The organism is Streptomyces sp. NPDC047917 (assembly GCF_043204345.1).
Taxonomy (GTDB): Bacteria; Actinomycetota; Actinomycetes; order Streptomycetales; family Streptomycetaceae; genus Streptomyces; species Streptomyces sanglieri.
In genome coordinates this window covers 106635-117651 of the sequence record NZ_JBIDCA010000004.1, presented here as the reverse complement: position 1 = coordinate 117651, position 11017 = coordinate 106635, and the positions used below count along the sequence as shown (strand labels likewise).

Genomic DNA, 11017 nt, shown 5'->3' with positions numbered 1-11017 from the left:
ATCGCTACCCCGCCCACCGGCCCCCCCCCCCCCCCCCCCCCCGGGGGGGGGGGGGCCCCCCCCCCCCCCCACCCCCCCCCCCCCCCCCCCCGCGGGGGGGCCCCCCCCCCCCCCCCCCCCCCCCCCCCCCGCCCGCGCATCAACCCACCCGCACAAGGAGGTGCCCAGCCATGACCACCCACCGCATCCGCGTCGGTATCGACGTGGGCGGAACCTTCACCGACGCCGTGGCCGTAGACGCCACGACCCTCGAACTGCTGGGGCAGGTGAAGGTTCCCACCAGCCACCACCACGAGGACGGCGTCGCCCACGGCATCGTCGAGGCACTCGACCGGCTGCTGGAACAGACCGGCCACGCCGCCGAGGACGTCGCTTTCCTGGCCCACGGCACGACACAGGCTACCAACGCCCTGCTGGAGGGCGATGTCGCCACCGTCGGGCTGATCGGCATCGGCACCGGCCCCGGCGCCGTGCTCACCCGCCGGCTCGCCTCGCTCGGCAGACTCGAACTCGCCCCGGGCAAGCGGCTTCCGCTCGCCTACGCCCATGTGGCCGACCCCGAGGACGCGGACGAGGTGCGCACCGCCGTCGACGCCGTCACCAGGGAAGGCGCCCAGGTCCTCGTCGCCAGCGAACCGTTCGGCGTCGACCGGCCGGAGGGCGAACAGGCGGTCCTCGAAGCGGCCCGCCCGCGCGGACTGCCGATGACGGCCGCACACGAGATCACCTCGCTGTACGGACTCGCCAAGCGGACCCGAACCGCCGTGGTCAACGCCGCGATCCTGCCGCGCATGCTGGCCACCGCCGACCTCGTGGACGCCTCCATCACCAAGGCCGGGGTGAACGCGCCGCTGATGGTGATGCGGTGCGACGGCGGAGTGATGTCGCTCGACGAGATGCGCCGGCGTCCGCTGCTGACCGTGCTCTCCGGCCCCGCCGCGGGGGTCGCGGGCGCGCTGATGCAGGAACGGATCAGCGAGGGCCTCTTCCTGGAGACCGGCGGCACCTCCACCGACATCAGCGTCGTGCGCCGGGGCAAGGTCGCCGTCCGGCACGCCACCATCCTCGGCAAGGCGTCCTACCTCTCCGCGCTCGACGTACGGACCGTCGGCGTCGGCGGCGGGTCCATGGTCCGGATCGACGGCGGCAAGGTCGTCGGCGTCGGGCCCCGCAGCGCGCACATCGCCGGACTGCCGTACGCCTGCTTCGCCACGCTCGACGAACTGCGCGACGCGCGGATCACCACCGTCCGGCCGATGGCGGGCGACCCCGACGACTACGCCGTGATCGACGCGGCCGGCGGGCGGTACGCGATCACGATGACCTGCGCGGCCAACGCACTGGGCCGGGTGCCCGAGGGCGACTTCGCCCGTTGCGACCAGGACGTGGCCCGCGCCGCCCTCGCCCCGCTGGCCGCCGCGCTGTCCACCGATGTCGCCACCGCGGCGGCCCGGCTCCTCGACGCCGGCACCGAACAGGTCAGGGCCGTCACCGACGCCATGATCCGCGACTACCGGCTGGAGAAGGACACCGCGGTCCTGGTCGGAGGCGGCGGGGGCGCCGCGTCCGTGACCCCGCACCTGGCCTCCGTCACCGGCCAGGAGGGCCGGATCGCCCGGCACAGCGAGGTCATCAGCCCCATCGGGGTCGCCCTCGCACTGGTCCGCGAGCAGATCGAACGGATCATCCCGGGCGCCGGCCAGGAACAGATCCTCGCCGTCCGCGCCGAGGCCGAGGCGGCCGTCGTCGCCCAGGGCGCCGCCGCCGACGGCGTGGAGGTGGAGGTGACGGTGGACCCGCAGACCAGCACCGTACGGGCGGTGGCCACCGGCGCCACCGAACTGCGTACCCAGGACCGCGCCCACCGCGCCGACGGGGACGAACGGCTGCGCGCCGCCGCGGCCAGCCTCAAGGCCGACCCGGCGGACGTGAGCATCCTCGCCACCACCCCCGCCCACACCGTCTACGGCACCGAGATCCGGCGCCGCTTCCGCGCCACCCGGCACCCCGTCCGGGTCGTCGACGCCGACGGTGTCGTCCGGCTGCACGCCCCCGACGCCCTGGTCGAGACGACCACCGTCGCCGCCGCCCCCGGGACAATCGCCCGGCTCGTCGGCGAGGCCACCTCGTACGGCGACGGCGGGGTCCGCGCCCCCGCCCTGCGGCTGCTCCTCGGCTCCCGCATCGCCGACCTCTCCGGCGTACTGGACCCGCAGCCCCTGCTCGCCCTGGCCCGCAGCGAACTGGGCACCCGCGCGGCCGACGAGCCCGTGGTCGCGGTCGTGGAGGCGAGAACATGACCACCACCGTCGGCCTCGCCGCCACCGACGACATCGAGTTCGGCGTGCGGCTCCTGGCGGCCACCCCCACGCACGAAGGGCGCGACCCCGAGCTGCTGCGCCACTGGGCCACCGTGGCGACGGAGTTCGGCGCCCGGCTCGCCCCCACCCCGTCCCGCGCCCGGATCGTCGAACGCGACGGCGGGCTGGAACACGGCCTCCTCGCCCGCTACACCTCACGCCCCGCGACCGTCGAGCTGTACACCGACACCCTCGCCCGCGCCGAGGCCCTGGTCGACGAGAACGGCTGGCGCCACTGGTACCCGGCGGGCTCGGTGCGCGCCGCGGCCCTCGCGCACGAGGCCGTCCACGAACAGCTCCATCACGGCCCGGCGAAAGCGGCACTGAAACAGGCACTCGGCCATGTCGTGCTGCGGATCGGACGCCGACGCCTGTACGGCCATGTCGCCGGGGCCGAGGAGATCGCCGCCCACGCGCACGCCCGCACCGCCTGCGGACTCGGCCGCAGCCCGCTGCTGCTGACCGCCGCACTCGCCGCGCACCACACCACCGCCCCGCACGCGCACGGAAGAGAGAAGTAACGCCATGGGCGTCGTCATCCTCCTCGTCATGGCGGCCGGTGTCGCCGCGATGCTCACCCGGAAACTCCCCACGGCCTTCGCGCTCGTCGTCCTGGCCGTCGTCATCGCCCTCGTCGCGGGCGCCCCGCTCACCGGCAGGAACAGCGTCCTGGACACCGTCCTCCAGGAAGGCGCATCCGCCCTCGCCGCCACCATGATCGCCATCCTGCTCGGCTCCTGGCTCGGCAAGCTCCTGGACGAGACCGGCATCGCGGGCACCCTCGTCCGCAAGATCGTCGAATTCGGCGGCGACCGCCCGGTCGTGGTGGCCCTCGGCGTCCTCGCCGTCTCCACCCTCGTCGGTACGGTGACGGGGTCCGCGCCCGCGGCGATGCTCGCCGGAATCATCGGCATCCCCGCGATGATCGCCGTCGGCATCCCCAAGGTCACCGCGGCCGGCACCATCCTCATGGGCATCGCGGCGGGCATGCCGTTCGAACTCCCCGTCTGGCAGTTCTTCTCGACCGCCCTCGAACTGCCCGTCCCCACCGTGCGAGGCTTCATGGTCAAACTGTTCCCGTTCGCGCTTGCCGCCGCGGTCCTCTTCGTCCTCGTCGAGTCCCGCCGACGGGGCGTCGAGCACACCTGGTCCGCCAAGTCCCTCACCCCGAAGCCGCGTTCCGGCCGGCGCGCCCGGCTCGGCGACGCCCCCTGGTACGCGCTGCTCACCCCGGTCGTACCGCTGGTGCTGGCCCTCGGCCTCGACGTGGCCATCATTCCCTCGCTGCTCGCCGGCGTGCTGTACTGCCTGGTCACCACCACCCGGCCGCGCGAGATGAACAAGCGGCTGCTGCGCACCCTGTACGGCGGCTTCGAGGTGGCCGCCGCACCGATCACCCTGTTCATCGCCATCGGCGTCCTGCTCGCGGCCGTGAAACTGCCCGGGGCGATCGACGCGCTGGAACCCCTGGTCAAGGCGGTCAGCCCGCAGAACGCGGTCCTCTTCGTGCTCGTCTTCACCGTCCTGGTGCCGCTCTGCCTCTACCGGGGACCGCTCAACGTCTTCGGTCTCGGCGCGGGCATCGCCGGTGTCCTGATCGCCGCCGGGATCTACCCCGCCACCGCGGTGCTGGGCCTGGCCACCTCGTACAACCAGGTGTTCGGCGTCGCCGACCCCACGAGCACCCAGACCGTGTGGAGCGCGCAGTACGCGGGCGTCACCCCGCAGCAGGTGATGATCCGCACCCTGCCCTACGTGTGGGCCGTAGCCCTCGGCGGCTTCTGCGTGACCGCCGCCACCTGCCTCTGACACGTTCACCCGGGCTCTCGCCCGCGTAGGGGGCGGGGCCCGGGGCCCCGCCCTTTACGCGTCCGCGACCGAGTCGAAGGGCACCTCGTCCCGGGCCACGCCCCGTGCGTCCGCGTCGACGGAGCGGCGCAGGGCCTCGTGGAGCTTGGCCGGGGTCAGCACGCCGAGGAACCGGGAGCCGTCCAGTACCGCCACCCACCCCGCGTCGTGCTGGAGCATCTCGCTGAACGCCTGCTTCAGCGGGGCGCCGACCGGAACCCAGGCGTCCATCCTGCGGGCCAGTTCGCCGACCGTGCCGTGCCCGCCGGCGATCCGCAGCGCGTCCGCCGCCACCCAGCCGTGCAGATCGCCCTCGCCGTTCAGCACCACCGCCCAGCGGGCACCCGCCCTGCCCAGCCGGGCCGCCGCCGGACCGGCCGGTTCGTCCAGCCGGGCGACCGGCGGCTCCTGGAGGTCCTCCGGCTCGATCGTGGTGACCGAGAGCCGCTTCAGGCCCCGGTCGGCGCCGACGAACCGCGCCACGTACGGGGTCGCGGGTGCCCCGAGCACGGCGCCCGGAGTGTCGAACTGCTCGATGCGCCCTGCCCCGTACACCGCGATCCGGTCGCCCATCCGGACCGCCTCCTCGATGTCGTGGGTGACCATCAGGACCGTCTTGCGGACCGTGGCCTGGAGGCTCAGGAACTCGTTCTGCAGCCGCTCGCGCACCACCGGGTCGACCGCACCGAACGGCTCGTCCATCAGCAGCACCGGCGGATCCGCGGCCAACGCCCTTGCCACCCCCACCCGTTGGCGCTGACCGCCGGAGAGCTGCGCGGGGTAGCGGGAACCGTAGGTCTTCGGGTCCAGGCCCACCAGATCCAGCAGCTCGGCCGCCCGCTCCCGGGCCCTCGCCCGCCTCCAGCCGACCAGCGCGGGAACGGTCGCGGTGTTGTCGAGGACCGTGCGGTGCGGGAAGAGACCGACCTGCTGGATGACGTAGCCGATCCGGCGGCGCAGCTTCACCGGGTCGACCCCGGAAATGTCCTCGCCGTCGACGAGGATCCGGCCCGACGACGGTTCGATCAGCCGGTTGACCATCATCATGGTGGTCGTCTTGCCGCAGCCCGACGGCCCGACGAGGGTGACCAGCTCGCCCTCGGCGACCTCGAAGGACAGCTCGTCGACCGCGGTCGTACCGTCCGGATACACCTTGCCGACCTGCTCGAACCGGATCATGCCTGCACGGTAGGAGGTGCCCGGGCGGCCCGCACACGGGCCGCGACCGTCCGTGTCGGTGCCGTGTGCTGAACTGTCCGTGGCACATCTGATTCAGGAGCACCTTGTGAGCAGCTACCGGCACCCCGGCATCGTCTTCACCGACCGCTATTTCACGGTCCCGCTCGACCACGGCGATCCGGGCGGTGAGCAGATCGAAGTCTTCGGCAGGGAGGCCGTGGCGAGTGGCCGGACCGGCGAGGAGCTGCCGTGGCTGGTCTATCTGGAGGGCGGCCCGGGCTTCGGCGCCCGGCGGTTCGTCGGCACGGAGGCCTGGCTGGGACGGGCCGTGCAGGAGTTCCGGGTGCTGCTGCTCGACCAGCGCGGCACCGGCCTCTCCACCCCCGCCAACCGGCAGACCCTGCCGCTGCGCGGCGGCCCGCGCGAGCAGGCCAACTACCTCACCCGCTTCCGGTCCGACAGCATCGTGCGTGACTGCGAGCTGATCCGCCCGCAGCTGACCGGCGGCGAACCGTGGACGGTCCTCGGCCAGTCCTTCGGCGGCTTCTGCGCGGTCCGCTATCTGTCGGCCGCGCCCGAAGGGCTCAGGGCCGTCCTGATCACCGGCGGGCTGCCCGCGCTCGACGCGCACGCCGACGACGTGTACCGGGCCGCCTACCCCCGCGTCGAGCGCAAGGTCGCCGCGCACTACGCCCGCTACCCGCAGGACGTCGAGCGCGCCCGGGAGATCGCCGCCCATCTCCTCGAACACCCCACCGACAGCGCGGGACACCGTCTGACCGCCGAGGGCTTCCAGTCCCTCGGCATCATGCTGGGCGGCGGCAGCGGCAGCCACCAGCTGCACTACCTGCTGGAGAACGCCTTCGTCCGCACCCCGCACGGCACCGAGCTCTCCGACACCTTCCAGGAGGCCGTGCGCACGGCCTCCTCGTTCGCCGGGCACCCGCTGTACGCGCTGCTCCACGAGGCGATCTACGGTCAGGACGAGCGGCCCACCGACTGGTCCGCCGAGCGGGTCCGTGCCGAATTCCCGCAGTTCGACGCGGCCACGGCGCTCAAGTGCGACTCCCCGGTGCTCTTCACCGGGGAGAGCATCCACCCCTGGCACTTCGAGGTGGACCCGGCGCTGCGCCCGCTGCGCGAGACCGCCGGGCTGCTGGCCGCCCGCACCGACTGGGCGCCGCTGTACGACACCGAGCGCCTGGCGGCCAATCGGGTGCCGGTCGCGGCGGCCGTGTACCACGACGACATGTACGTCGACACGGAACACGCGCTGCGCACGGCCGCGTCGATCCGGGGCCTGCGCACCTGGGTGACCAACGAGTACGAGCACGACGGGCTGCGCGCGGGCGGACCGCGGGTGCTGGACCGGCTGCTCGCCCTGGTCCGGGACGACGCCTGACCTTCTTCGTGAGCGGTCCGGCCCCGTTCGGGAGCGGGAGGAGCCGGCCGGCTCCTCCCGCTCCCGGCGTCACAGGCGTCAGCCCCGAAGAGCGTGCAGCGTGTCGTCCAGACCGGCGGCCGTGCGCGGGGCCCGGTTGTACGGCAGCTTCGACAGGGCCGCCGCCATGCCGCACGTATTGCTCACGGCGGAGAACACCAGGCCGGATCCGACCCCGGCGGATATCCAGCGCGCCACGGGGAACCGCACCCCGGCGAGCAGTCCGGCCACCACGAGCGAACCCGCGGCGAGCCGCACCTGACGCTCCATCGGCCAGGTCGCACGGGCGCCGGCGGGGTGGTCGAGATCGCGTCCCTCGCCCGCCCAGGCCGAGGTGCCGCCGGTAAGCGTCGCGGCGTCGACGTCGGCGGCGGCGAGAATGTCGCAGGCCCGGGTGGAGCGGACCCCGGACGCGCACACCATCAGCAGCGGGCCGCGGGCTGCTGCGGACTTCAGCGCGGGAACGGCCTCGGAGAGGCGGTCCAGCGGGATGTTCAGCGCACCGGGAACGTGCCCGGAGGCGTATTCGCCGGGGGCCCGCACATCTATGACGGTGAACTCCGCGATACGGGCCGCGGCCTGGGCGGGGGAGAGGGAGAGGGGGCTGGTCACGAGCTGTGTTTCCTTTCGTTCACCGGGGTTCGGGAGGAACGCGGTCCGCCCTTCCCCGGTCGGGCTAGAATACCCCTTGGGGTATCAGGAGGAGGATGCGTGGAACTCGACATGGCGGCCGACGAACTGAAGTCGGTCCTCAACCGCCTTCGCCGTGCACAGGGCCAGCTCGCCGGAGTGATCCGGATGATCGAGGAGGGCCGGGACTGCGAGGACGTGATCACGCAGATGGCGGCGGTGTCCCGGGCGCTGGACCGGGCCGGCTTCGCGATCATCGCGACGGGTCTCCAGCACTGCATGGCCGACGGTGGCAGCGAGCCGGAGGACCGGGACCGGATGCGGTCGCGGCTGGAGAAGCTCTTCCTCTCGCTGGCCTGAGCCGGCCGGGGGCGGCGCCGTGGCTCATGCCACGGCGTCGATGAGCATGAACACGGCCACGGCCAGCAGCGCCGCGCCGAAGATCCGTTGCAGGGTGGCCGTGGACACCTTCGCGGCGAGCCGCCGCCCGTCCCAGGCACCGAGCACCGCCGTCGCGGTGAACGGGGCGATCACCGACCAGTCCAGCGCGGTGGGCGTGGCGAGACGGGTGACCAGCGCGGCCACGGAGTTCACCGTGATGACCAGCAGGCTGGTCCCGACCGCCGCGGTCATCGGGAGGGCGACCACGGTGACCAGCGCGGGGACCACCAGGAACCCGCCGCCCACACCGAGGAACCCGGTCACCGCGCCGAGCCCGGCACCCGTCCGGGCGACCCGTCCGGCGGACGCGCCGCCCGCACCGGCTTGCGGCTGCGTACCGGGTCCGGCCTGCGGCCCCGGACCGCGTCCGGTTTCCTGCCCCGTACCGGTCCGGGGCCGCAGCATCCGCACCGCGGCGACCGCGGCGAGCACCGCGAACCCCGCGGTCAGCGCCCCGGCCGGGACGCGTACCGACAGCGCTCCGGCGACCGCGGCCGGAACGATCCCGGCCGCCGCGAAGAGCCCTCCGGTACGCCAGCGGACCCCGCCCTCCCTGGCATGGGCGACCAGCCCGGTGAGGGACGTCGCGATGACGATGAGCAGCCCGGCGGTGGTCGCCGCGGCCGGGGCGAAGCCGAGCGGATAGATCAGCGCGGGGACGGCGAGCACGCTCCCGCCGCCCCCGAGCCCGCCGAGCGCCAGGCCGACCACCGCGCCGGCGACCAGCGCCACGATCAGAGCGGTCACGCCGCGGAGGGCGAGGTCGCGGTGGCGGCGACACTCAGGCCGGCCGCTGCCGCCGCGCCGAATCCGTCGTCGACGGCCACCACCTCGCGTCCCGCCGCATCCAGCATCGACGCGGCGATCGCCGCCCGTGCCCCGCCCGCGCAGTGCACCCACACCACGCCGGGCGGCACCTCGCCCAGCCGCCGGGGCAGCTCGTGCAGCGGAATGTGCACCGCCCCCGCGATCGCACCACCGAGGTACTCGGTGTTCCTGCGCACATCGAGCACCACCGGGTCCTCGCCCCGCTCCCGGGCGGCCGCCAGGCCCGCGAAGTCGGACCTGAGCAACGACCGCGGCGCCGTCGCCGGGTCCGTCCAGTCCTCGGGACCACCGGTGGCGGCGGCCACCGGACGTTCCATCCCGACCCGGGACAGCTCCCGCTGCGCGTGCGCGATGTCGGCGGCGGTACCGGCCAGCAGGGTGACCGGCCGGCCCCACGGGATCAGCCAGGCCAGATACGTCGCGAGCGGGCCGTCGCCCTCGAAGTTGAACGATCCGGCGACATGTCCCTCGGCGAACGCGACCCGGCTGCGCAGGTCCACCACCCACTCGCCCGCGGCCAGCCGCCGGGCTATCTCCCCGGCGTCGGCCGGCCGGGGCGGGGTCAGGTCGAGCGGGGCCGGCCCGGCGGCATTGGCCGGGCCCATGTGCGCGTAGTACGCGGGGACGTCGTCCAGTCCGGCGAGCAGCCCGGCGACGAAGGTGTCCACGTCCTCGACCAGTGCGTCGTTCCGGCGGCGCTCGTCGCCGATCGTCGTGGCCGAGCCCTCCGCCTGCGAGGACGAACAGAAGCTGCCGAAACCGTGCGTGGGCAGCACGGGCACCTCGTCCGCGAGCTCATGGGCGAGCCGGTGCGCGGAGGCGTGCTGGGCGCGGGCCAGTTCGGCGGTGAGCCGGGGTTCCACCAGGTCGGGCCGGCCCACGCCGCCGATCAGCAGTGACCCACCGGTGAAGGCGGCCACGTTGCGGCCGTCCTCCGCCAGCACGTACGAGGTGTGGTGCGGGGTGTGCCCGGGGGTGGCGAGGGCGCGCAGCGTGAGGCCGTCGTCGACCGGCGCGATGTCACCGTCCGCGACCGCGACCCGGTCGAAGGAGACCCGCGCCGCGGCGGGCACCAGATAGCGGGCCCCGGTGACGCGCGCCAGCTCCAGGCCGCCCGTCACGTAGTCGTTGTGCAGATGCGTCTCCACCACCAGGGCGATCCGAACGCCGCGCCGGGCGGCGGCGGCGATGACCCGGTCGATGTCGCGCGGCGGATCCACGACCGCGGCGGCCCGCTGCCCGCCGGCCAGATAGCTGCGGTTTCCGAGGCCCGCGGTCTCGATGGTGTCGACGAAGAACACGACACGGCTCCTTCCGTGATGGTTTACCCCGGGGGGTATCTCTGCAGCAGGCTAACACCAATACCCCGGGGGGTATTTCTGGCGTCGGTTGAGACGTACGCGACGCCGGGGAGGCGCATCCGGAACGCGCGGCGGGGGCGATCGGCGGCGGCTAGCCTGCCGGCATGACGGAGCAGCTGGAACCCATGCCCACCGACTGGCGGCGCGCCCTGGCCGTGGTCGCGCACCCCGACGACCTGGAGTACGGCTGCGCCGCGGCGGTCGCGGGCTGGACCGACGAGGGCCGCGAGGTCGTCTACCTCCTCGCCACCCGCGGCGAGGCCGGCATCGACACACTGGAACCGGAGGAGTGCGCGCCGCTGCGCGAGCGCGAGCAGCGGGCGAGCGCCGCCGTCGTCGGTGTCTTCGGAGTGGAGTTCCTGGATCACCGGGACGGTGTGATCGAGTACGGCCTCCCGTTGCGCCGGGACATCGCCGCCGCCATCCGCAGGCACCGCCCCGAGCTGGTCATCACGCTCAATCACCGGGACACCTGGGGCGGCGTCGTCTGGAACACCCCCGACCACCGCGCGGTCGGCCGCGCCACCCTGGACGCCGCCGCCGACGCGGGCAATCGTTGGATCTTTCCGGAACTCGCGGAGGCGGAGATCCTGCCGTGGAACGGGGTGCGATGGGTCGCCGTCGCCGGGTCGGACGCGCCCACCCACGCCGTCGACGCGACGGCCGGGCTGGAGCGCTCGGTGGAGTCGCTGCTGGCGCACCGCACGTACATCGAGGCGCTGACGGACGAGGACCCCGAGGTGTACTGCCGCGCCTTCCTGACCGGTCGGGCGCGCACCGAGGGGGAGCGCTTCGGCGGCCGCCCGGCCGTCACGTTCGAACTGTTCACCCGCTGACCCGGGTCCGGGGTCCACCCGGAATCACGGTTGTCCGTGTTCGGTGCGGCGCACACGCGGGTACTGCTTCTGAGGGAAAACCCGCAGGTCCAC

General features: G+C 73.8%; 10 protein-coding genes. 6 read left to right on the top strand and 4 right to left on the bottom strand.

Going from position 1 to position 11017, the window contains the following annotated elements:
- The first annotated feature begins 170 nt into the window (after window positions 1-170).
- The 3 genes from ACGF8B_RS10350 to ACGF8B_RS10340 are packed head-to-tail and all read left to right on the top strand — an operon-like array spanning window position 171 to window position 4169.
- On the top strand, window positions 171-2300 hold the full coding sequence (locus ACGF8B_RS10350) for a hydantoinase/oxoprolinase family protein (RefSeq protein WP_392736644.1): 2130 nt from the start codon (window positions 171-173) through the stop codon (window positions 2298-2300).
- Window positions 2297-2881: a hypothetical protein gene (locus ACGF8B_RS10345; RefSeq protein ID WP_392736642.1), complete on the top strand. Its 585-nt coding sequence runs from the start codon at window positions 2297-2299 to the stop codon at window positions 2879-2881. Before ACGF8B_RS10350 ends, ACGF8B_RS10345 begins: the two co-directional genes overlap by 4 nt.
- Before the next feature lie 4 nt (window positions 2882-2885).
- The gene (locus tag ACGF8B_RS10340) at window positions 2886-4169 is read left to right on the top strand and encodes a transporter (RefSeq protein ID WP_392736640.1); all 1284 of its coding nucleotides are present in this window, start codon (window positions 2886-2888) and stop codon (window positions 4167-4169) included.
- Window positions 4170-4223: 54 nt separating this feature from the next.
- On the opposite strand, the gene ACGF8B_RS10335 is transcribed toward ACGF8B_RS10340, so the two are convergent.
- On the bottom strand, window positions 4224-5387 hold the full coding sequence (locus ACGF8B_RS10335; RefSeq protein ID WP_392736638.1) for an ABC transporter ATP-binding protein: 1164 nt from the start codon (window positions 5385-5387) through the stop codon (window positions 4224-4226).
- Between the two features lie 106 nt (window positions 5388-5493).
- On the opposite strand from ACGF8B_RS10335, the gene ACGF8B_RS10330 reads away from it, so the two are divergent.
- Window positions 5494-6789 carry an alpha/beta fold hydrolase gene (locus ACGF8B_RS10330; protein WP_392736637.1) on the top strand — a complete coding sequence of 432 codons (1296 nt, stop codon included), beginning with the start codon at window positions 5494-5496 and terminating at the stop codon, window positions 6787-6789.
- Window positions 6790-6867: 78 nt separating this feature from the next.
- On the opposite strand, the gene ACGF8B_RS10325 is transcribed toward ACGF8B_RS10330, so the two are convergent.
- Window positions 6868-7440 carry a rhodanese-like domain-containing protein gene (locus ACGF8B_RS10325; RefSeq protein WP_392736635.1) on the bottom strand — a complete coding sequence of 191 codons (573 nt, stop codon included), beginning with the start codon at window positions 7438-7440 and terminating at the stop codon, window positions 6868-6870.
- A gap of 99 nt (window positions 7441-7539) precedes the next feature.
- On the opposite strand from ACGF8B_RS10325, the gene ACGF8B_RS10320 reads away from it, so the two are divergent.
- Window positions 7540-7818, top strand: coding sequence for a metal-sensitive transcriptional regulator (locus tag ACGF8B_RS10320; protein WP_266727223.1), 279 nt, complete (start codon window positions 7540-7542; stop codon window positions 7816-7818).
- 24 nt (window positions 7819-7842) lie between these two features.
- On the opposite strand, the gene ACGF8B_RS10315 is transcribed toward ACGF8B_RS10320, so the two are convergent.
- Together ACGF8B_RS10315 and ACGF8B_RS10310 are read right to left on the bottom strand one after the other, a co-directional pair.
- Window positions 7843-8646 carry a sulfite exporter TauE/SafE family protein gene (locus ACGF8B_RS10315; protein WP_392736633.1) on the bottom strand — a complete coding sequence of 268 codons (804 nt, stop codon included), beginning with the start codon at window positions 8644-8646 and terminating at the stop codon, window positions 7843-7845.
- A complete protein-coding gene (locus tag ACGF8B_RS10310) occupies window positions 8643-10028 on the bottom strand; it encodes a rhodanese-like domain-containing protein (RefSeq protein WP_392736631.1) in 1386 nt (461 codons plus the stop codon). The genes ACGF8B_RS10315 and ACGF8B_RS10310 overlap by 4 nt, the downstream gene beginning before the upstream one ends.
- Before the next feature lie 164 nt (window positions 10029-10192).
- Between ACGF8B_RS10310 and ACGF8B_RS10305 the strand changes: the two genes are divergently transcribed.
- Complete coding sequence (locus ACGF8B_RS10305; RefSeq protein ID WP_392736629.1) at window positions 10193-10924, top strand: PIG-L deacetylase family protein; 732 nt, start codon at window positions 10193-10195, stop codon at window positions 10922-10924.
- Window positions 10925-11017: the final 93 nt, after the last annotated feature.